Origin of the sequence: Roseovarius sp. D0-M9, assembly GCF_037083805.1 — a bacterium.
Taxonomy (GTDB): domain Bacteria; phylum Pseudomonadota; class Alphaproteobacteria; order Rhodobacterales; family Rhodobacteraceae; genus Roseovarius.
In genome coordinates, this window is record NZ_JBAPKZ010000001.1 from 96,246 (window position 1) to 116,021 (window position 19,776).

At 65.6% G+C, this 19,776-nt stretch carries 20 protein-coding genes; 6 read left to right on the forward strand and 14 right to left on the reverse strand.

The features are described 5' to 3' along the window. The first annotated feature begins 15 nt into the window (after positions 1-15). The 3 genes from V8352_RS00515 (at position 16) to V8352_RS00525 (ending at position 2,149) form a co-directional block, all read left to right on the forward strand. The gene (locus V8352_RS00515; protein ID WP_336422291.1) at positions 16-462 is read left to right on the forward strand and encodes a phasin family protein; all 447 of its coding nucleotides are present in this window, start codon (positions 16-18) and stop codon (positions 460-462) included. Between the two features lie 145 nt (positions 463-607). Further along, positions 608-1,177, forward strand: a complete 570-nt coding sequence (gene phaR, locus V8352_RS00520; RefSeq protein WP_336422292.1) for a polyhydroxyalkanoate synthesis repressor PhaR — start codon at positions 608-610, stop codon at positions 1,175-1,177. 6 nt (positions 1,178-1,183) lie between these two features. Next, on the forward strand, positions 1,184-2,149 hold the full coding sequence (locus V8352_RS00525; RefSeq protein ID WP_336422293.1) for a LysR family transcriptional regulator: 966 nt from the start codon (positions 1,184-1,186) through the stop codon (positions 2,147-2,149). Positions 2,150-2,221: 72 nt separating this feature from the next. On the opposite strand, the gene V8352_RS00530 is transcribed toward V8352_RS00525, so the two are convergent. The 11 genes from V8352_RS00530 to V8352_RS00580 form a co-directional block, all read right to left on the reverse strand. Further along, positions 2,222-3,442, reverse strand: a complete 1,221-nt coding sequence (locus V8352_RS00530; RefSeq protein ID WP_336422294.1) for a DegT/DnrJ/EryC1/StrS family aminotransferase — start codon at positions 3,440-3,442, stop codon at positions 2,222-2,224. Between the two features lie 93 nt (positions 3,443-3,535). Further along, the gene (locus V8352_RS00535; RefSeq protein WP_336422295.1) at positions 3,536-4,174 is read right to left on the reverse strand and encodes a hypothetical protein; all 639 of its coding nucleotides are present in this window, start codon (positions 4,172-4,174) and stop codon (positions 3,536-3,538) included. 94 nt (positions 4,175-4,268) lie between these two features. After that, on the reverse strand, positions 4,269-5,579 hold the full coding sequence (locus V8352_RS00540) for an NAD(P)/FAD-dependent oxidoreductase (protein WP_336422296.1): 1,311 nt from the start codon (positions 5,577-5,579) through the stop codon (positions 4,269-4,271). Positions 5,580-5,583: 4 nt separating this feature from the next. Further along, positions 5,584-6,942 (reverse strand): glutamine synthetase family protein, encoded by a 1,359-nt coding sequence (locus tag V8352_RS00545; protein WP_336422297.1) that lies wholly within the window; start codon positions 6,940-6,942, stop codon positions 5,584-5,586. After that, positions 6,942-7,565, reverse strand: a complete 624-nt coding sequence (locus V8352_RS00550; protein ID WP_336422514.1) for a type 1 glutamine amidotransferase — start codon at positions 7,563-7,565, stop codon at positions 6,942-6,944. The genes V8352_RS00545 and V8352_RS00550 overlap by 1 nt, the downstream gene beginning before the upstream one ends. Before the next feature lie 237 nt (positions 7,566-7,802). Then, the gene (locus V8352_RS00555; protein WP_336422298.1) at positions 7,803-9,119 is read right to left on the reverse strand and encodes a glutamine synthetase family protein; all 1,317 of its coding nucleotides are present in this window, start codon (positions 9,117-9,119) and stop codon (positions 7,803-7,805) included. 101 nt (positions 9,120-9,220) lie between these two features. Next, complete coding sequence (locus V8352_RS00560; protein ID WP_336422299.1) at positions 9,221-9,979, reverse strand: phosphate/phosphite/phosphonate ABC transporter substrate-binding protein; 759 nt, start codon at positions 9,977-9,979, stop codon at positions 9,221-9,223. Between the two features lie 28 nt (positions 9,980-10,007). After that, a complete protein-coding gene (locus V8352_RS00565; RefSeq protein ID WP_336422300.1) occupies positions 10,008-10,448 on the reverse strand; it encodes a tellurite resistance TerB family protein in 441 nt (146 codons plus the stop codon). 127 nt (positions 10,449-10,575) lie between these two features. Continuing rightward, complete coding sequence (locus tag V8352_RS00570) at positions 10,576-12,090, reverse strand: glucan biosynthesis protein (protein ID WP_336422301.1); 1,515 nt, start codon at positions 12,088-12,090, stop codon at positions 10,576-10,578. Continuing rightward, entirely contained in the window at positions 12,087-13,667 is a 1,581-nt protein-coding gene (mdoH, locus tag V8352_RS00575; RefSeq protein WP_336422302.1) for a glucans biosynthesis glucosyltransferase MdoH, read from the reverse strand. Before mdoH ends, V8352_RS00570 begins: the two co-directional genes overlap by 4 nt. Before the next feature lie 108 nt (positions 13,668-13,775). Further along, a complete protein-coding gene (locus V8352_RS00580) occupies positions 13,776-14,327 on the reverse strand; it encodes a cytochrome b (protein ID WP_336422303.1) in 552 nt (183 codons plus the stop codon). Between the two features lie 106 nt (positions 14,328-14,433). Between V8352_RS00580 and V8352_RS00585 the strand changes: the two genes are divergently transcribed. The 3 genes from V8352_RS00585 to V8352_RS00595 are packed head-to-tail and all read left to right on the forward strand — an operon-like array spanning position 14,434 to position 17,782. Further along, complete coding sequence (locus tag V8352_RS00585; protein WP_336422304.1) at positions 14,434-15,186, forward strand: CDP-alcohol phosphatidyltransferase family protein; 753 nt, start codon at positions 14,434-14,436, stop codon at positions 15,184-15,186. Continuing rightward, on the forward strand, positions 15,183-16,832 hold the full coding sequence (locus tag V8352_RS00590) for a sulfatase-like hydrolase/transferase (protein WP_336422305.1): 1,650 nt from the start codon (positions 15,183-15,185) through the stop codon (positions 16,830-16,832). Before V8352_RS00585 ends, V8352_RS00590 begins: the two co-directional genes overlap by 4 nt. Further along, positions 16,829-17,782 carry a lysylphosphatidylglycerol synthase transmembrane domain-containing protein gene (locus V8352_RS00595; RefSeq protein WP_336422306.1) on the forward strand — a complete coding sequence of 318 codons (954 nt, stop codon included), beginning with the start codon at positions 16,829-16,831 and terminating at the stop codon, positions 17,780-17,782. The genes V8352_RS00590 and V8352_RS00595 overlap by 4 nt, the downstream gene beginning before the upstream one ends. Here V8352_RS00595 and V8352_RS00600 read toward each other — a convergent pair. From V8352_RS00600 to V8352_RS00610, 3 genes are read right to left on the reverse strand one after another with little or no spacing between them, the layout of a single operon-like run. Then, a complete protein-coding gene (locus tag V8352_RS00600; RefSeq protein WP_336422307.1) occupies positions 17,771-18,598 on the reverse strand; it encodes a RibD family protein in 828 nt (275 codons plus the stop codon). The genes V8352_RS00595 and V8352_RS00600 overlap by 12 nt on opposite strands. After that, a complete protein-coding gene (locus tag V8352_RS00605; RefSeq protein ID WP_336422308.1) occupies positions 18,585-19,391 on the reverse strand; it encodes a class I SAM-dependent methyltransferase in 807 nt (268 codons plus the stop codon). Before V8352_RS00605 ends, V8352_RS00600 begins: the two co-directional genes overlap by 14 nt. Then, entirely contained in the window at positions 19,375-19,770 is a 396-nt protein-coding gene (locus V8352_RS00610) for a 6-pyruvoyl trahydropterin synthase family protein (protein WP_336422309.1), read from the reverse strand. Before V8352_RS00610 ends, V8352_RS00605 begins: the two co-directional genes overlap by 17 nt. Positions 19,771-19,776 lie beyond the last annotated feature (6 nt).

Genomic DNA, 19,776 nt, shown 5'->3' on the forward strand with positions numbered 1-19,776 from the left:
CCAAGGAGCTACACCATGGCCAAGACACAAGACATGAACACGATGATGAAAGACATGATGGGCGCATTCCCCGTCGATACCAAATCGATGGAAGACGCGTTCAAGAACCAGGCAGCCCTCAGCGAGAAGCTGTCGGGCGTTGCCCTGAGCGCCGCCGAGAAGTCGGCAGAGATTTCCAGCGCCTGGACCAAGTCCACGCTCGAGAAGATGCAGGACATGGCCAAAGCCAAGTCCGAGCCCGCTGACTACGCCAAGGCGATGAGCGAATTTGCTTCGTCCAACGCCGAAGTCACAGCCGAGCACATGGCCGCCTTCGCGGAAGTCGCCAAGAAGGTCCAGATGGACACCGTCGAGCTGATGATGAGCGCAGGTCGCGACATGCAGGAAGACGCATCCAAGGCTGTCAAGAAGGCAACCGACGACATGTCCGCTGCTGCCAAGAAAGCCGGCACCAAGTCGTAAGACTTCTTGCCAGACATCCCATCTCCTCCCGATTTGGGGATGTCGGTAACAATAGGGCGGGCCGCCATGCGGCTCGCCCTTTCTTTTTGCGCACGCAGCGCCTAGGCTCTGCTGCACTGCTGCATTTTTCCGGGAGGCTCGCACTGTGGCCGACACTGTAAAACCGCTTTTGATCAAACGCTACGCAAGCCGTCGCCTCTATAACACCGAGACGTCCGATTACGTCACGCTCGAGGATATCAGTCAGTTCATCCGCGACGGGCGCGACGTCCAGATCATAGACCTGAAGTCGGGCGATGACCTCACCCGCCAATACCTGCTTCAGATCATCGCCGATCACGAAAGCCGGGGCGAGAACGTCCTGCCGATCAATGTGCTGAATGATCTGGTGCGCAGCTACACCACGCAGGCCACCAGTGTCGTGCCCGAATTTCTGGCCGCCAGCTTCGAGATGTTGCGCGATGGTCAGTCCAAGGTGCTGGCCAACATGACCCAGTCCAATCCCATGGCCCGCATGCCGGGGATGGAGGCGATGCGCGCCCAGCAGGAGGCGTTCATGAAGGCCATGACCGGCGGCATCGGCGGGCTTAGCGGCATGTCCGGGCCCCGGCCCGACGAGGCGGAGGGCGGTGCCCCGCGCAAGGACGGCGACCTTGAAGACATCAAGGCGCAGCTGGCCGAGTTGCAGCGCCAGCTCTCCAAGATGAGCAAGTAGGCGGCCATGCCATCCAGCCCCGGCCGCATCACGCTCTGGGGGATCGAGGTGTTCATGGCTGCGGCGGACGAGCGGTCGATTTCGGCGGCCGCGCGACGCCTCGGGACCAGCGCCTCGACCGTGAGCCAGCAGCTCAGCAATCTTGAAACTGCCGTCGGCGCGCCCCTTCTTGAGCGTAGCGCGCGGCCCCTGCGCCTCACCCGCGCGGGCGAGATCATGCACCGCCGGGCGCAAACGATCCTTGCCGAGGCAGCCCAGGCCCGCGCCGAGCTGGCCATGGCCGACCTTGCCCGCCTCACGTCCGTGCGCCTTGGCATGATCGAGGATTTCGAGGCGGATGTGACGCCCCGCCTGCTGACGCATATGGCTGGCGAGCTGCAAGACTGCCAGTTCCTGCTCGAAACCGGGGCCAGCCACATGCTCCACGATCAGCTGGATGCGCGGCATCTGGATATCGTGGTCGCGGCACAACTGGGCGAGGCGGCCGATTGGGCCGAGCAGCACCTGCTGATGCGCGAGGGCTTTGTCGTTGCCGCCCCCAAGGGACGGATCGACACCGGCGCAGACATCCTTGGCCAGCTCCAGCGCCAGCCTCTGGTCCAATACACGACGCGCCATTACATGGGGCGCCTTATCGCGGCCCATCTGGCGCGCGGCGCGGCGCCCATCCCGCACCGGTTCGAGCTCGACAGCTATCACGCCATCCTCGCCCTTGTGGCCCAAGGCAGCGGTTGGACCATCCTGCCGCCACTCGCCCTGATGCGCGCGCGCCGTTTTTCCGAGCTTATCGACGTGCTGCCCCTGCCGCTGGCACCCTTGACGCGCACCATTGCCCTGACCGCGCGCCACGGCGTCCTTGGCGACATGCCAGCGGATGTGGCGGCCACGCTCAAGCCGATCTTGCAGGATGCAATCGTCGGCCCGGCCCTCGCGCGCTATCCCTTCATGGGCGACGCTCTGACAATTCTCTGATGGCGGACAAGCGCGCGCCGCCCTGCTTTTTCTTGGCAAAATACCCAGATCCTGCGGCTCATACGACGCGGCTCAGGTGCCGTAGGCGCGGGCCTCGCCCATCACGTCATCGACGGCGCCGAGAATGGCAGCGGCAATGGCATCATGCTGATCGCGGGTCAGCCGCGCGGGCAGGCGCGTATCGCACGCCCGTGAGAGCATCGCGCGCGTCCGTGGCAGCTCGGGGGTGGGGCCCTCGATGAACTGCCAGTTCCAGAAGGCGCGCGCATTGTCCTTGCTATGGCCAAAGATCTGCACCTTTACGCCGCGCGCCGCGGCCGCCTCGGCAAAGGCGCGCGCGCTTGCGTCGTCCATCCCGACAAGGTTGAACTGGATGGAATCGGGGGCACGCTCCTCGGGGGCGAGGGCGGCGGGCACGGTCAGCCATGGGCTGCGCTCCAGCAGGCTGGCGACATAATCGTGCCCGGCGCGCCCGTCGCGCACCCGGCGCGGGATCTCGTCCAGCTGCGGGCGGATCAGCGCGGCGCTGAGGTTGTTGAGGCGCAGGTTGTAGAGCGGCAGCTTGTTCTGCCAGCGGCCAAAGGCATCTTTAAGCGCGTTGTCGCCGTGGGCGATATGCTTGGCCCAATTGTGCTCGTACGCGCCTGACATGATGACCGCGCGGGCGACCAGATCGGCGTCATCGGTAATCATGATGCCGCCTTCGCCTGCGTTCAGCAGTTTGTAGGACTGGAACGAAAAACAGCCGATGCGCCCGATCGTGCCGATATTCCGGCCGTGCCATGTGGTGCCCAGCGAATGGGCCGCATCCTCGACCACGGGGATGTCGCGGGCGTCGCAGAGCGCCATGATGGCGTCCATGTCCGACGTGTGCCCGCGCATGTGGCTGATGATGACAGCGCTGATCCCTGTGTCCAGCCGCGCCTCGAAATCGGCCATGTCGATGCGGTAATTGTCGCCCACTTCGCAGAGGATCGGCACACAATCTGCATGGATCACCGAAGAGGGCACAGCGGCGAAGGTAAAGGCCGGGATCAGCACGCGCGCGCCCTTGGGCAGGTCCAGCGCCTTCAGCGACAAGAAAAGCGCGGCTGAACAGCTGGACACCGCCAACGCATAGCGCGATCCCATGGCAGCGGCGAATTCCGTCTCCAGCAGCGCCACGGGCGAATCTTGCGGCGATGTGTAGCGAAAAAGATCACCCGATTGCAGCATCGCGTCGATTGCGGCGCGTGCAGCCTCGGGGATCGGTTCGGCATCATAGGTGTTGGGGGGCAGGGTGGTGACGGACATTGTTTCGCCTTTTCCGAAATGTAGTTTCGGAAAACATAAAGCTTCGGGGGCCGTGGCAAAAGCCTTATCTCGCGATTGCCCGCGTCAAATCGTCTAAAAGCTGTGCCACATGCCGATCTTGAGCCCGAAATCCTCGGCATCCTTGAGAGCCGTGCTCAGGCCCACCTCGATATGATGGCCCGGTGCGCTCTGCCAAACGACCGAGGCAGTGCCGCGCAGGAAATCGGGGTCGGTCAGCGGCCCGCCTTCCTGAAGCTGTCCGATCACCATCGTGCCTTCCCACAGCGTGACGCCTAAGGTCGCGTCTATCGCCAGATCCGTTGCGCCGCCGGTGATCTGAAGGCGCGTGTCGAGCGCCCACCAGCCGCCAAACTGCCCCCAGTCCAGCCCGCGCCCCACCGAAAGGCCCGGCCTTAGCGCCGCACCGTCATCCAGCGTGCCTGCACCCAGCTCGAACGCCACATGCAGCCCCTCGCGCGACACTGGCATGAGGACAAAGGCCAGTGCCTTGTGCCCGCCGTCCTCGTCGCTGCCCAGATCGAGGCCAACGGTCAGGTCCGGGTTGATGCCATATTCAGTGTAAAGGGTGCCATACCATTTCGCGTCGTCGTCGTCCTGAACCTTGACCGTCCACGACAGGAATCCTTCACCGGCGCCGCGCAGCCAAGGGCCCGCCGCTGCTGGGGCAGGGGCAAGTGTCAGGGCAGCCAAGAGGGCGAGGGCATATCTCATGCGCCAGCTTTGGTTAAACTTGGTAAACAATCCGTTAAGATGCGGAAAGACGCGCAAATATCTGGCGCAATTCCATTGATCGGCGCGTTTGTGGCTACAGTCCCAGCCGATCGCGCATCGAATACCACGTCATCGCCAGGATCAGCAGCGGTGTGCGCAGCGCCGGTCCGCCTGGAAAGGGGGTGGCTGGCACGCGCGCCATGGTGTCAAAGCCATGCGCCTCGCCCGCGACAGCATCGGCCATCAGCTTACCCGCATGGGTCGCGCTGCCGACGCCGTGCCCGGAATAGCCCGACGCGCTCAGCATGTTGGGCGCGATGCGCGCAAGATAGGGCATCCGCTTGATCGTGATGGCCAGCGTGCCGCCCCATGCATGGTCGATCTGAACATCGTGCAGATGCGGGAAAATCTCGGTCATCGGCTTGCGCACCAGCGCCTCGATATCGGCGGGAAAGCGGTAGCCATAGCTCTCGCCGCCACCAAAGAGGAGACGCTTGTCGTGGCTGAGGCGGAAATAGTTGACGACGAATTTGGTATCGGCCACCGCCACATCGCGCGTCAGGACGCGCGCCGCCTCATCGCCCAAGGGCTTGGTCGCGGCGATGAAGTTATTGATGGGCATGACCCGCTTGGCCACCTTGCCGTTCAGCCCGCCCAGATAGCCGTTGCAGGCCAGAATGACGTGATCGGCGCTGATGCTGCCTTGGGCGGTGCGCACCTTCGCGCGCGCGCCCTCGTCAATGCCGGTGACTTCGCTTTGCTCGTAGATGCGCACGCCCGCCGCCTTGGCCGCGCGGGCGAGGCCAAGCGCATAGCGCAGCGGATGCAGATGCGCGGCCCCCATGTCGAGCGTGCCGCCATGATAGGCGGGCGACGGACAGAGCGCCTGCATCGCATCCCGGTCCAGTTTTTCGATCTGGGTATAGCCATAGCGCTGGGCCAGATGATCGGCATAGGCATGCTCCTGCGCCATTTCCTTGGCCGACATGGTGGCATGTGCAACGCCGGGTTGCAGGTGGCAGTCGATATCATGCTTTGTGATCAGGGACTTGACGAGCGCCTTGGCATCCTCGGCCAGATCCCACAGCTTGGCTGCATCGCCCGTGCCCATCAGCCGCTCAAGGCCCTGCTGATCCATGCGCTGTCCGCTGCCCAGCTGGCCGCCATTGCGGCCTGAGGCGCCAAATCCGACGCGCTGCGCCTCGATCAGGGCGACGTCCATGCCGGCCTCGGCCAGATGCAGCGCCGCGGAAAGCCCGGTGTAGCCCGCGCCAACAACGACCACATCCGCACGCGCCTCGCCGCGGAGCGGATCGAAGGCGGGCAGGGCGTCTGATGTGGCGGCATACCAGCTGGCAGGATAGGCGCCGGGCGCGTCGTTGGCATGCAGAAGGTTCAGTGCCATGGGATCAGACGTTCAGCAGCAGGTGTTCACGCTCCCACGGGGAAATCACTTGCAGGAATTCCTCGTACTCGGCGCGCTTGACGATGGCATAGACGCGCGCGAACTCGGGGCCGAGCACCTCGTGCAGCTTGGGCGCTTCCTCGAAGAGGTCGAGCGCATCGCCCAGAACCTGCGGCACCTCGCCTTCGCCCTCATAGCTGTCGGTCTTGCACTCGGGTTCGGGCATCTGCTTTTCCTCGAGGCCCAGCAGGCCGCAGGCAAGGCTGGCGGCGATCCCGAGGTAGGGGTTGCAGTCCATACCGGCCAGCCGGTTTTCGACGCGGCGCGCCTCGGGGCTGGCCAGCGGCACGCGGATGCCGGTGGTGCGGTTGTCGCGCCCCCAGTCGAGGTTGATCGGCGCCGCGTGGTCCTTGACGTAGCGGCGATAGGAATTGACGTAAGGAGCCAGCACGGCGATGGCGCTGGGCAAATGGCGCTGCATACCGCCGATGAAGTGGTAAAAGGCATCCGTCTCGTTGCCGTCTTCGTCGGTAAAGACATTCTTGCCGGTCTCGATGTCCAGCACCGAGTGGTGGATATGCATGGCCGAGCCGGGCTCTTCGGCGATCGGCTTGGCCATGAAGGTGGCAAAGCAGTTGTGCCGCATCGCGGCCTCACGGATGAGACGCTTGAAATAGAACACCTCGTCGGCCAGCTTGACCGGATCGCCATGCGCCAGGTTGATCTCGAGTTGGCCCGCGCCGCCCTCCTGCGTGATGCCGTCGATCTCGAAGCCCTGCGCCTCGGCAAAGTCGTAGATGTCGTCGATCACCGGGCCGAATTCATCCACGGCGGTCATCGAATAGGCCTGCCGCGCGGCGGCAGGGCGCCCGGAGCGGCCCATCATCGGCTGGATCGCCTGCCCGGGATCAGTGTTGCGCGCAACGAGGAAGAATTCCATCTCGGGCGCGACCACCGGCGTCAGTCCGCGCGCCTCATAGGCGGCGACCACACGCTTGAGCACGTTGCGCGGTGAAAACGGGATCGGCTTCATCTCGCGGTCGTAGGCGTCGTGGATTACCTGCAAGGTCCAGTCGCCCGTCCAGGGCGCGGCGCTGGCGGTGCTCATGTCGGGGGTCAGGATCATGTCCTGCTCGATAAAGCCCTTCTCGCCTGCGGCCTCGCCCCAATCGCCGGTTATCGTCTGGTAAAAGATCGAGTCCGGCAGGTGGAAATGCTTTTGCTTGGCGAATTTCGAGGCAGGCAGCGCCTTGCCGCGTGCAATGCCGGGCAGGTCCGAGATGATGCATTCGACCTCGTCGAGGCGTTTGCCCTCAAGGTATTCGCGCGCCGCTTGCGGCAGCTCGTCGGTCCAGTCGGCCATTAGGCACCTCTTTTGAGAAAGGCCGCCATGCGGCCCGCTATGGTTTGCTCTTGGGTCGGCTGGTCCAGCTGCGCGATGGCTGCATCCAGCAGCTCGTCAGGAACAAGGCCGCGCCCCCGGCTCTCGGCGAGGCGCCCGACGAATTCGGCGGTATGTTCGGGATGCGGCTGCACCGTCAGGATACGGTTATCATAAATGAGCGCGGCATTGTCGCAAAACTCGTTCTGACCGATCACGGTGGCGCCCTCAGGTAGGCGCGTGACCTGATCCTGGTGCCATGCATTCAGGGCGATGGTCTGTCCGTCGATGATGTAGTCGTGCCGGCCCACCGCCCAGCCCTTAGAGTATTTTTCAACCCTGCCGCCAAGGGCCTGCGCGATGATCTGATGGCCAAAGCAGATGCCGACCATGGGCCGCCCATCCGCATAGACATCGCGGATGAACTGCTCCAGCGGCGGGATCCACGCGTGCGGCTCGTAGGCGCCATGCTTGGAGCCGGTGATGAGCCAGCCGTCGCAATCCTCGATGCTTGCAGGGAATTCCTCATCGACGACGGCATAGCTGCGAAAGCTTAGGCCGTGGCCCTCGAACAGGTCTTCGAACATGCGATCGTAATCGCCCATGTCGGCCTTGATATCCTCGGGCGCGTGGCCGCACAAAAGGATGCCGACGGTCGGTGCGCCGTCCTTTGGGGTCAGCGAAGGGTGGGGGACAGTCACGGATGCCTCATAATTTGATCAAATTCAGGGTAGCGCAGCGATTTGCCTTGGGCAAGGGGGTGCTGGCAAGGAGTCTCGCGCGGGCGAGCAGTCTGGGGTCCAATGGTTTTCTGGGGTCCAATGGTTTTTCGGCGGGTCACGTCACACCTTGTCGAGATAGGTTTTCCAATGCTGCGCCTCGTCGATCTCGCCCATCACGGTGATCTCCTGCCGCTTGGTCTGGACGAAATTGCGGATCAGGCGCGGCTCGAATATGCGCGGCATCATCGGATCGGCCTCAAACAGATCGACCGCCTTGGTCCAATCGGTGGCCAGTTGCGGCAGGTCCTGACCATAGGCGCTGCCCGTCAGGGGCGCGCCCGGGTCCATCTGGTCCTCGATCCCGACAAGGGCCGCGCCGAGGATGGCGGCAAAGCTGAGATAGGGATTGATGTCGCCGCCTGCAACGCGGTGCTCAATCCGGCGCGCCTTTGGCGATCCACCCGGCACACGGATCGCCGCCGTGCGATTCTCGTAAGCCCAGCAGATGGCGGTCGGCGCATGGGCGCCGGGTGTCATTCTTGCATAGCTGTTGGCATGAGGCGCAAAAATAAGCGTCGAGCCTTGCATCCCTGCAAGGCAGCCGCCAATGGCATGAAGCAAGGTTTTGGTGCCCTTGGGTCCGCCATCGTCAAAGACGTTGTTGCCCTCCTCGTCCAGAACCGAGAAATGCATGTGCATCCCGTTGCCGCTATCTTGTGCAAAGGGTTTGGCCATGAAGGTCGCGGCGCAATCAAAGCGATAGGCAAGTCCCCGGATCAGCGATTTGAAAAGCCATGTGTCATCGGCGGCGCGCATCGCGTCCTGATGGTTCAGCGTGATTTCGAACTGGCCGACACCGGCCTCGGACGTGGTGGTCTGCGCCTCGATCCCCATCGCGTCGCAGGCATCGTAAAGGGCCGACAGAAAGGGGTCGAACGCGTCCATCTGGCTGAGCGAGAGGATTTCCGAGGCGTCGATGCGGCGCCGGTTGCGCGGATCGCGCACATGGCGCAGCTCCTTGCCACTATCATCGACGAGGGTAAATTCCAGCTCTGTCGCGGCCATCACCTGCCAGCCGCGCGCCTCGTATCCCTCCAGCACGCGGGCGAGGGCGTGGCGCGCATCGCCGTAAAAGGGCGTGCCGTCTTCCCAATACATCTGCATCGGCACCAGGGGCTGCGCGCTGTCCAGCCACGGCAGCGGGATGGGCCCGCGCGAGGTGGGGCGCATGATGCCATCCGCATCGCCGGTCTCGAACAAGAGGGGGCTGTCTTCGATATCGGCGCCCTTGATGTCGACGTTCAGCACCGAAAGCGGCATGCGCACGCCGTCATTGTCGAGATTGGTAAAATAGCTGGCCGGCATACGCTTGCCGCGCATCTGTCCGTTCAGGTCACAGGCCGCAACGCGGAATGTGGTGAAGTTATCGAGGCTCATTGGGTGTTCCTTCCCTTTGCGGGGATAGATTCACCGGATCAGCTTTGGGCGCAACCTCATTCTGTGGCCCGCCACGCCGCCGCGCGGCGCGGCAAACTCCCTCAGACCCGGCTGAGCGGGTCGCTGGGCGGGGCGGGGTTCGGCACGCCTAGGTAATCGGCCTCGGGCACGTCGGCCAGACCGAAAAGGCCGATGGTGTCCTGTGCCTCGGGCGTCAGCGCGTCAATCGCGCCCGAAAGGGCGGCGCGGATCACGCCCGCGTCCTGGCTCGGCCCGGTGATGAAGGGCGGTGCCGGTGTTGGCCGCGTTCGGGCGATCTCGCGCAGCGCGCTTGCATGGGGATCGTGGCGCAGGATCAGCCGCAAGCTGAGCGCGTCGATGCAGGCGATATCGGCACGCCCCTCGGTGACGGCGCGCGCCGACTGGACATGCGCGCTGGTATAGATGTCGTTCGAGAAGGCGAAACCAAGGTCCGCTGCGTGGTTTTGCGGCGCGCCCCAGCCCGATTGCGACAGTGGCTCACTGAAGGCAAATGGCGCTTCGGCGAATTCGGCCAATGTCATGCGCGGATCATCGGCGCGGCAGACAAACACGCTGTTGTAATGTCCGGGCGGGCAGCCGGGCAGGCGATTGTCCGGCGTGGCCACCAGTTGCACCCGATCCCTCAGACGCGCGCGGTAGGGGTATCCGCAGGTCTGCGAGAGCACCAGATCCGGCGACCCCCATTGATCCCAAAGGCTTGCACCGCGCGTAAGATGCGCAGGCGCGTCGCCGCCAAGGCGCGTGCGGATCTCTGACCAGAGCTGGTCGATGATCGGCGCCGTTTCGGGGCGGTCGTACATGGGCAAGCTGGCGATCATCGAAAGGATCCCTCCCGGCACAGAGAGTTCAGAGCGACGCCTCCACGCGCTTGCGCGCGGCATTGCTGTCGATGTCGCTGACGCCCAGCAGGCTTGCGGTCACGCGCAGCAGCGCGTTTTCCTGATCGGCGCGTTCGCCGTCGATCAGCACGACCTGCCACAGCGCCTCGATCACGGCGGTGCGCTCCTCGTAGGGGACGGCCTCCTTGATGTCGCGGGTGAAGCGCACGGTATCGGGCGCGGCCGCCTCGGCCTCTTCCGCTTCCTTGCGCAGGGCCTTTGCCGCCTCCGGGCTCAGGGCATAGCGCGTGGTCAGAATGCGGTCGATGCGCTCGATCTCGCTGGGGGCATAGTGGCCATCGGTGCGCGCGGCGCGCACCAAGAGCGCCGCCAGCGCGAGCCGCGCGTCGGTTTCGGTCAGCGGCTGGTCCTCGGCCGCGGTGAGGCGTTTGAAAAAATCAGCTATCATGAGAGACGATATAAGCTGGTGACAGGCTGCGGCCAATGCCAAATGCGCGAAAGGTGATCTGCGGCGGCCGCAAGCGGGCCTTGGGGGCGATTTTCCGCGCGACAAAGTGCGTGCTGGGTGCACCCGCTCAAACCTCGTCCTCCTCGGTCGGTGTCCAGCGGTGCAGCCAGACCGGCCCGACCGCCCCGCCGCTGTCATCGCGCAGCACCATCCGCAGCTCGACCGGCTCGCTTCCTGCGGGCGTCATCAGGAAGGTCACGCGCGTACCGCGCTCGCCCGGCAGCGCAAAGATGCTGGGGCCGGTGATCTCGGCGTTGCCCAGTGCGGTAACATCGGGGGCCAGCCCCTCGGCCGGTCCGGCAAGGTCGATGACATAGCGCCGGGTGCGCGGGCGATCATGCTCCTGCCCGCTGCGACTTTGGATGATGCGCAGCTCTGCGCTTGCATCCGGGGGGGCGAGCGTCCAGTCGAGCCCATAGTCAAAGCGATGCTCGCTACCCGCCTCCAGAGGCGCCTCGGGCCGCCAGAAGGCCACGATGTTGTCCATGAACTCGGTGTCCGTGGGAATCTCGACCAGAATGACCGCGCCGGGGCCCCAATCGCCCTCGGGGCGCACAAACGCCGAGGGCCTGTCGTGATAGCGCGCCTCGGCATCCTCGAAATCCTCATAGTGGCGCGGCGTCTGGTAAAGCCCGAATGACGCCGGGCCATCGCCGCCAAAGGCCGAGGTCTGGATCTGGGCGGGGTTCGAGATCGGTCGCCACAGATGTTCGCCTGCGCCGTTGCGGATAAACAGCAGGTCGCTGTCATGCACGCGGGGGCGAAAATCATCCGACACCGCCGCGCGGATCGGCCCCTTGAGATACATCGAGGTCAGCGGCGCAATACCCACATCGGCAATCTCTCGGCGCGGCAGCAGGGTAAGCGATACCTGCGTCCGCGTGACATCGCCGGGATGCACCCTCATGTTGATATGGCCGGCCAGCGAGGGGCTGTCGATCACCGCCTCCATCCGGACCGCGCCATCTTGGGGCGCGTGCAGGCGCAAGCGGGTAAAGCGGGGAAACTCCTCCACGCCCGCGCCGCCCGTTCCAAGCGCCACGGCGCGCGCCGAAAGGCCGTAAATCATCGCGCGCCCGATGGCGCGAAAATAGCTCGCGCCCTGAATGACCATCACCTCGTCCATCACGTCCGCGCTGTTCAATGGGTGGCGCAGACGCACCCCGGAAAAGCCTGCGCCGGGCGATGTGGCGGGAATGTCGCCAAAATAGCGTGGCTCGTAGGTGAACATATCCGGCGAAAAAGGCACCTCGCGAAAGCCGTCTTCGCCCGCGATCTCGACCCGGACCGGATCGTCAAAGAAAAGGCCGGGCGGCAGAAGATCGGCCAAGTAATCAGGGCCAAGCGGCAGTTTTCCGGCCTTGCCCGCGATGGGCCGGATGCCGCGATAGGCGTCATAATCGAGGTCTGCGAAGGGCGCGGGCAGGGGCACCTTGTTTGGCTGGTAGGGCTGCGCGGCGATCTCGCGCGCGGCGTCCAGCAGTGGGGTGCCGCCTGTCATGCTTCCGGTTCCAGCCGATAACTTCAGCGCAGGCGCGGCCATCAATGCGGCGCTTCCGATGACAAATGCGCGGCGCCTCATGCGGGCCGCCTGTCGAGTGCGCGCACCACCAGCGGCGCGCCCAGCAGCGGCACGATCAGCGGGGCCAGCCAAATCGTGGCACCGCCCTCGGCCTGTATTGCCAGCAGCAAGATCGCGGCGCCCGCCGCCGCCTCCGGCAGGCCGCGCGGCATCCGCCAGCGTGGGGTGCGCCCTGATTTCCACCCGCAGTCACGGCCCATGAGGACAGAGGCGACCGAAGCGGTCTGCCGGATCATCATGATCGGCGCGATCAGCGTCGACAGCACCAGTTCGCTGACCCATGCGCGCAAGGCCACCCACCTGCGCCGCAGCGTTCGCGCGCGCGCCAACCATCCGGCCAGTGCGCAGATTTTCGGCAAGAGCAGAACGCCAGCGATCAGCGCGAAGGGCAGCGCGCCGGTCACCGGAACCGCGCCCGAAGCGATGAGCATGACAAGAAGCAGCCAGATCGGCGCCGCAAGGTAGCTGAGCACCCCTGAGGCAAGGTGAAAGCGGCTGATCGGCTTCAGTCCCGGCGCGCCGATCACGCACATATGCTGAAGATTTCCCTGGCACCAACGGCGGTCGCGCTTGTGAAACTCCTCAAGCGTCTGGGGTCCATCCTCGGCGCTGCCCGCCATGTCCGGGTCCAGTTCGACCGCCCAGCCCGCGCGCCGGATCCACGCGGCCTCGATGAAGTCATGGCTGAGCAGCGGGCCGCCAAAGGGCGCGCGGCCGGGTATCTTGGGCAAGTTGGATGCACCGCGAAACGCCGCAACGCGCAGGATGGCATTATGGCCCCAGTAGTTGCCGGTCTGGCCCGCCCATGCCGCCATGCCGCGACCGAAGTTCGGCGACATCAAACGCACTGCGACCCGCTGATGCCGACCAAACCGGCTTTGGCCCGGAACAAGCGCCATTCCGGCCTGCAAAAGACCGGTGCGGGGTCGGCTTTCGATCTGGCGGATCATGCGCTGCATTCGGCCCGCCGACATGCGGCTGTCGGCATCCAGAACCAGCATGTATTCGAAGCGGTCGCCGTGATGGTGCAGCCAGTCCGCGATATTGCCGGGCTTGCGTCCGGTATTCTCGGCGCGGCGGCGATAGTGAATTTTGCTCGCCTCGACAAGCGGATGCAGCGCGCCTTGTTCGCGCTCCGCAGCCGCGCCGCTGGGCGTATCGGACAGGGCAAAGATCACCGTGTGCTCTGACAGACCCGCCCGATCGAGGCTTGCGCGCAGATCGGCCAGATACCGTGCAACCGGCTGCGGGTCTTCCTTGCAGAGCGTGACGAGAATGGCCGTCCGCCCCTCTGGCATCCAATTGGGCGGCGGCATCAGCGCCGCCCGCGCCGGGCGCAAAAGCCCGATGAGCGCTGTCACCGCGCCGCCTGAAATCCACGCGGCGTTCAGTGCCATCAGGGGCAGGGCGGCCATAGCCAGCGGCGTCCATTCGGTAATCGCCATGGCAAAGGCCGAAGTGAGGGCCGCGGCAAAGAGCGCTGTCAGCGCAAAGAACGCGGTACGCGGCCCCGGCAGGCGCAGCCAATGAAAAGCGGCCGAGCCGGCGGCGCGTGAGAATGTATCCGAAAGTGACATGGCGCTGGGCCTGATCCTTGTGTTGCACGCGTTGCACAAGCGGCCAGTGACCGGCCGCCGTAACGTTAAGCTGTTCATTTATCTCGCATCTGGGCGGCGACAAGACGGTCAGCGGCTCTGCCTTCTGCCAGCGGGCCACATGCGCGAAAATACGCCGTCTCGGCGGATGGCCGCGTGATACAACGCGGCGCTGATGTGCACGATCACCAAAGCCGTGAGGGCATAGGCGGCATATTCGTGCACCAGTTTGGCAACATCCGCGACCGCATCCGAGGGCGGCACGAGCGCGGGGACCCCCATGGCATCCAGCGTCTCGATCGGAAAATCGCCTGCCCTCACCCGCACGTAGCCCGCCACCGGCATCACGACCATCAAGACGTATAGCCCCAGATGACTAAAGCCCGCAGCCCGCGCCTGCCATCGGGGCAGATCCGTGGGCAGGGGTGGCGGCGGGTTCCAGAGGCGATAGCCAATGCGCAAGACGACCAGCAGAAGGAGCAAAACGCCGAGATTCTTGTGATAGATGAAAAGAGCGTTTTGCAAGGTTCGCTCAAGGCCGGACTGCACCATCAGGAAGCCGACCGGAATCGTCGACAGGATAAGGATGGCCATGGTCCAGTGGATCGTTCGCGCGGCAAAGCTGTATCCCGTCGTCGGCATCTTCGGTCTCCTGATTACTCTGCGTAAACCTAGGCTCGCGGAAGCGTCATTCAAGCTGGCCGCTTACAGGCTTGACGGCGGCCGCTTTGCGCTAAATCTAACGTTCATGACAGTTTTACATTCAGATGCGCCGCGCGCAGTGCGCAGCCTTGCCGTCCCGCGCGGCGCTGCCACGCCTGTGTTGCGATTTACCTTGGCCGCCTTCATCGGCGCGGCGGGTGTCGCCTTGGTGTCGATGGCAGTCTTTAGCGCCGACATGGCGCAGGGCATCGCTGCGGTGTTGGTCTATCTCTGCGCCGCCGCGCTTGCGGGTGCAGGCATCGTGCGAAGTTATCCGCATGATGCGCTGGGGATGGGCAACCTTGTGACGCTGCTGCGCCTCGTCTTGACGGCGCCGCTGGTTGTGCCCTTGCTGACTGGGGGCGCCATGCAGTGGCAGGTGTTCGCGCTGGCGGCTGTCGCGCTCAGCCTCGATGGGGTCGATGGATGGCTGGCGCGCAAGCAGCGGCTGACATCAGCCTTCGGCGCACGCTTTGATATGGAGGTCGATGCAGGTCTGGGTCTGTTGCTGGCGCTGAATGCCTTTGCGGCAGGAACGGCGGGGCCTGCGGTTTTTCTGCTTGGCGCGCCGCGGTATGTCTTTGTGGCGCTTGGTCTGGTCCTGCCGTGGCTGGCGCGTCCGCTGCCTGACAGCCTTGGCCGCAAACTGGTCTGCGTGATACAGATCGGTGTACTGATCGGCGTGCAGCCGCCAATTGTTCCGGGCGCCGTTGCAGCCACCGCGATCACGATCGCGACACTGGCCCTCATCTGGTCGTTCGGGCGCGATACCCTCTGGCTCTGGCGGCAGCGCGCTTGACCTTTTCGATCCGTCCCACGGCGGTGCGGCTGCTGGTGGCAGCCTTGATCCTGCATGTGCTGTTGATCCAGCCCAATCATCCTGGCGCCTTTACATGGCAGGCGCTCCGGCTGTTTGCGCTGGAGCTTCCGGTGATCTTGCTCCTGCTCATCGCTGCGCGCGGGCGGTTTGCCACTGCTCTGCGGGTTGTGCTGAGCGTGTCACTGACGGTGATTGCGGTGTTGAAGTCCGCCGATTTCGCCATGTTCACCGCATTCGCGCGGGGCTTCAACCCGGTGGCTGATCTGGTTCTGATCGACGCGGGGCTGCGTCTTTTGACAGGGGCCATCGGCGTCCTGCCTGCCATTCTTGCCGCGCTGGGCGCCATTGCCGCCACGGCGCTGATCGGCTGGGCCGTCTGGTGGGCGACGGGCGTCTGGGCCGCAGTGCCGCGGCCGCGCTGGGCCGCGGGCACCGCCGGGCTGGGCGCGGCTGTCTTTGCCATGCTCGCCGTGGCGGAAATCGGCCTCGCCCTTGGCCGTTGGAGCCTGCCTTTCACGCCTCCCGGCGCGGCGTTTACTGCGCGCGTGGGCTACGAGCGTGCGTTGCTGGCGCGCCAGACCGTCATCGACCTGCGTGCCTTTCGCATCGCCGCGCGCGAGGATCCTTATGCGGATCGCGCCGGTCTGTTGAACCGGATCGACCGCGATGTGCTGGTGGTTTTCGTCGAAAGCTATGGCAGGACCAGCCTCGACACGCCCTTTTATGCGGACCTGCACCGCCAAACGCTGCGCCGGAGCGAGGCGGAATTGCGCGAGCTGGGTTATGCAATGGCCTCCGGCGTGCTGAGCGCGCCAACGCGCGGCGGGCAAAGCTGGCTGTCGCATGCGACCTTTGCCAATGGGCTTTGGGTCAACGACCAGACGCGCTATGGCGCGATGCTGGCCTCGGGGCGCGAGACGCTTTTTCACATCGCGGCGCGCTCGGGCTTTCGCACGGCGACGGTGATGCCGCAGATCACGCTCGACTGGCCGGAATCCGATGTCATGGGCTTTGATACGGTCCTCGCGGCCAAAGATCTGGGATATGAGGGCGCGGCGTTCAACTGGGTGACGATGCCCGATCAGTTCACCTTTGCCGCCCTAGACCGCCTTGTGCGCGCGCCTGCGGGCGACGCGCCTATCTTTGCCCAGCTGGCGCTGGGGTCGTCCCACGCGCCGTGGACGCCGGTGCCCGAACTGGTGGAGTGGGAGCGCGTGGGCGATGGCCGCATCTTCAACGAAATGGCGGCGACGGGTGATCCGCCCGATGTCGTCTGGCGCGACCGAGAGCGCGTGCGCGAGCAATACCGCAAGGCCATCGATTACGCGCTGTCGACCGTATTCAGCTATGCGGCGCTGCATGCCGAGGATCCGCCGTTGATGATCGTTCTGGGCGACCATCAGGCGGCCGATTTTATAGCCTTGGATGATCGCGCGGATGTGCCGATCCACATCATCGGGCCGCCAGACCTGATTGCTCAGGTCGCGGGATGGGGGTGGCAGGACGGGCTCATCCCGGAGAAGGACGCGTCCGCGCTGCCCATGGACCGCATGCGAGACGTGTTGATCGAGACGTTTTCGAAGCCCGCCGCGCTGCCCTCGCCACTTTCTGAGCGTGCCAAATGATGGGGCGCTGGCTGCCGAATTGGGTGACGCCGGGGGTGATCCGCGCGGCGCAATTCGCCCTCGCGGCGCTGCTGCTGGCGCTACTGTGGCGCACGCTTGATGGGCAAGAGGCCGCGCGCAGCCTTGCCTCTGCGGAGCCGGCCTGGCTCGCGGCGGCGCTTGGCGCGCTGACGCTGCAAACGGGGCTTTCAGCGCTGCGCTGGCGGATGACGGCGGCGCAGCTGGGCATCGGGCTGAGCAGGGGGGAGGCGCTGCGCGAATACTATCTCGGGCAGGCGCTGAACCTGTCGCTTCCGGGCGGGATGATCGGGGATGCGGGGCGCGCGCTGCGCGCACGCGGGCAGGCCGGCCTGATGGCCTCGGGACAGGCGGTGGTGTTCGAGCGGCTGGCAGGGCAAGGGGGCCTCTATCTGGTGACTGCGGGGGCCTTCGTTCTGACCCTTGCGGTGCCGGGCGGGGTCGAGTGGCCCCGATGGCTGATCCCGCCGCTTGCGCTTTTTCTTCTTGCGGGGCTGGCCCTGCCGGTCTGCCTTTATGGACTGGCGCGCGCGCCGGGGCGGCTCGGGGCGGCGGCGGCGACATTCTGGCGTGACATGCACCGCGCGCTCTTGGCTCGCGAGGTGCTGCTGCGGCAGATCGGGCTGAGCCTTGCCACGACGCTTTGCAATCTCGCGGCTTTTGCATTTTGCGCCATGGCCGTGGGCCACGGCCTGCCGCTGGCTGCCGTGCTCGCCTTTGTGCCGCTGATCCTGATGGCCATGCTCATCCCGCTGACGGTCAGCGGCTGGGGACTGCGCGAGGGGGCAGCGGCGGCTCTCTTCCCGCTGGCGGGCGGGGTGGCAAGTGGCGGTCTTGCGGCCAGCGTCGCCTTCGGGCTGGTGATGATCGTGGCCACGCTGCCGGGGCTCTATTTCGTGCTGGGGCGCGGGCCGCGCGGTCTAAGACCGTAACGCGCGCGCCGGTGCGGTGTGCAGCGGCTGGCGCGCCGCGACGGCCCCAGCGCTGAGCGCGCAGTCGAAGACCACATCCGAGCCCAGCGAATAGACCTGCGTGTCGGGCCGGATCGCATCGGCCAGCCGCGCGCTGGGGGAGGGCATGGTCAGGCCCTGCGGCCCGCCGCCGATCAATAGCGGCGCGATCGCCACATGAAGCTGCGTCAGCAACCCGGCCTCCAGAAAGCGCGCGATGGTGATGCCGCCGCCCTCGATCAGAAGGGTGCCAAGGCCCGCGCGATGCAGCGCGTCGATGATATCCGCAGGGGCAAGCATACCCTCCACGGGGGCCAGCCGGATCACCTCCACCCCCTCGGGGCGCGCCATGTCCACTGCCTGCACCACGATCCGGCGCGCACCATTCGCGCGCAGAACCGGCGCGTCGTTTGGCAGGCGCCCGCGCGGGTCGATCACGATACGCGCCGGATCGGCGCCTTCGCACATGCGTACGGTCAGGCGGGGGGTGTCGTGCAAGGCGGTGCGCACCCCGATCACCACGCCGTCGACCAGCGCCCGCATCCGGTGCAGATGCGCCAGACCGCCGGGCCCCGACACGTCGCGCGCGTCCCCCGTCACCGTTGCAATCCGCCCGTCGAGCGACTGGCCGATCTGTGCCACCGTGACCGGCCCCAGATCGCGCCGCGCGAGCGGACCGTAGAGGGCGAGCGCAGTGCGCTCGGCCGCGCTCCACTGGCCGCAGCAGGCGCAGGACTGACCGCGCCGCACCGCCAGCAGTCGCTCCCAGACCTTTGGTGTGACGTCAAGCGCCTGCATCTGCGGCCTCCCTCGCGGCGTTGCCGGGCAGGGCGAGCATGTCGCCATGGCCGATCTGGCAAAGTGTGTCGGGCGCGGCCTTTATGCGCGCTGCGCCCCATGCTTCGGCTTGGGCGTCGCCTACCTCTGCAGCGGCTGCCGCGATCCCGGCGAGCAGTTCGGCCTGCAAGGGGGCACTGCCTGTGCCAAGCTGCCAGTCGCTGGGCGCGCGCAGCACATCAAAGCCCGCATCGGCAAAGATCGTCGCCGCCACCGGCGCGGCATCGGGGCCGAGCGCGGCGCCCATGCCCTTGTCGCTGCGCTGATGACGGTTGAAGGCGTGGGTGATCGCCTCGTCGCGGGGATCGGCGGGCCGCCAGCTCATCCGGCCATCATAGGATAGCGCCGCATAGAACGGCACGCCCAGCCGCGCCGCCAGTTTGCGCACCCACGCCTCGGGCATGAGGTCGAGCAGGGCAGAGGCGGTGACCAGCGTCACCCCCTCCAGCGGCAGGGCCTCAAGGTCTGCAAGGTCAAGACGATAGGTCTGCGCATGCGCGCCAGCCGCAGAGGCGGCGCGCTCCAGCAGCTCGGGATCATTGTCCACCAGCCGCCAGCGTGCCCCCTCGGGCAGGTGTGGCGACAGCGCGCGCACGGTCGAGCCGGTGCCGCAGCCAAGATCGAGGATCACCGGCGCAGGCCCCGCCGCCGCAGCGGCCTGCCGCAAGAGGCCCGCGTCCCGTGCCGCATGGTCGGCAGGTTCGCGCAAGGCCAGCCAGTCAGCGGAAAATCCCACGTCAGATCGCCCCCTCATACCAAGCGCGGGCCACGTGGCTCTCGTGCAGCATGATCCGCAGCTTCTTGACGCGGCCCCCGTCGTTGAGCCGGCCACTGCGGGCAAAACCGGCCATCCCGTCAAAGATATGGCGGCAGAGGAACTCGGTCGTCGTGAACTTGCCCTTGAATTCAGCCACGTCATCAAGGTTCTGATAGCGCAGCGGCGCCAGCACCTCGGTCAGCGCTTCGGTGGCGAGGCCGATATCCACGACCAGCCCGTGATCGTCGATATCCTCGGTGTAAAAGGCGGCATCGACGGTGAAGGTGGCGCCATGCATCCCTTGCGCGGGGCCAAAGACGGGCGAGGGCAGGGAGTGGCCTATCATGATGTGATCTCGGACTTCGACGGCGAACATAGGCTT

What these genes read in the sequence shown, in the direction of transcription:
- V8352_RS00550 (WP_336422514.1), bottom strand. Translation starts at nt 7,565, where the DNA reads ATGGGCGATTACGATCGCATGTTCGAAGACCTGTTCGAGGGCCACGGC.
- V8352_RS00585 (WP_336422304.1), top strand. Translation starts at nt 14,434, where the DNA reads ATGACAGTTTTACATTCAGATGCGCCGCGCGCAGTGCGCAGCCTTGCC.
- V8352_RS00525 (WP_336422293.1), top strand. Translation starts at nt 1,184, where the DNA reads ATGCCATCCAGCCCCGGCCGCATCACGCTCTGGGGGATCGAGGTGTTC.
- V8352_RS00555 (WP_336422298.1), bottom strand. Translation starts at nt 9,119, where the DNA reads ATGAGCCTCGATAACTTCACCACATTCCGCGTTGCGGCCTGTGACCTG.
- V8352_RS00535 (WP_336422295.1), bottom strand. Translation starts at nt 4,174, where the DNA reads ATGAGATATGCCCTCGCCCTCTTGGCTGCCCTGACACTTGCCCCTGCC.
- V8352_RS00515 (WP_336422291.1), top strand. Translation starts at nt 16, where the DNA reads ATGGCCAAGACACAAGACATGAACACGATGATGAAAGACATGATGGGC.
- V8352_RS00595 (WP_336422306.1), top strand. Translation starts at nt 16,829, where the DNA reads ATGATGGGGCGCTGGCTGCCGAATTGGGTGACGCCGGGGGTGATCCGC.
- V8352_RS00600 (WP_336422307.1), bottom strand. Translation starts at nt 18,598, where the DNA reads ATGCAGGCGCTTGACGTCACACCAAAGGTCTGGGAGCGACTGCTGGCG.
- V8352_RS00545 (WP_336422297.1), bottom strand. Translation starts at nt 6,942, where the DNA reads ATGGCCGACTGGACCGACGAGCTGCCGCAAGCGGCGCGCGAATACCTT.
- mdoH (WP_336422302.1), bottom strand. Translation starts at nt 13,667, where the DNA reads ATGTCACTTTCGGATACATTCTCACGCGCCGCCGGCTCGGCCGCTTTT.
- V8352_RS00610 (WP_336422309.1), bottom strand. Translation starts at nt 19,770, where the DNA reads ATGTTCGCCGTCGAAGTCCGAGATCACATCATGATAGGCCACTCCCTG.
- V8352_RS00605 (WP_336422308.1), bottom strand. Translation starts at nt 19,391, where the DNA reads ATGAGGGGGCGATCTGACGTGGGATTTTCCGCTGACTGGCTGGCCTTG.
- V8352_RS00540 (WP_336422296.1), bottom strand. Translation starts at nt 5,579, where the DNA reads ATGGCACTGAACCTTCTGCATGCCAACGACGCGCCCGGCGCCTATCCT.
- V8352_RS00530 (WP_336422294.1), bottom strand. Translation starts at nt 3,442, where the DNA reads ATGTCCGTCACCACCCTGCCCCCCAACACCTATGATGCCGAACCGATC.
- V8352_RS00565 (WP_336422300.1), bottom strand. Translation starts at nt 10,448, where the DNA reads ATGATAGCTGATTTTTTCAAACGCCTCACCGCGGCCGAGGACCAGCCG.
- V8352_RS00560 (WP_336422299.1), bottom strand. Translation starts at nt 9,979, where the DNA reads ATGATCGCCAGCTTGCCCATGTACGACCGCCCCGAAACGGCGCCGATC.
- V8352_RS00570 (WP_336422301.1), bottom strand. Translation starts at nt 12,090, where the DNA reads ATGAGGCGCCGCGCATTTGTCATCGGAAGCGCCGCATTGATGGCCGCG.
- V8352_RS00580 (WP_336422303.1), bottom strand. Translation starts at nt 14,327, where the DNA reads ATGCCGACGACGGGATACAGCTTTGCCGCGCGAACGATCCACTGGACC.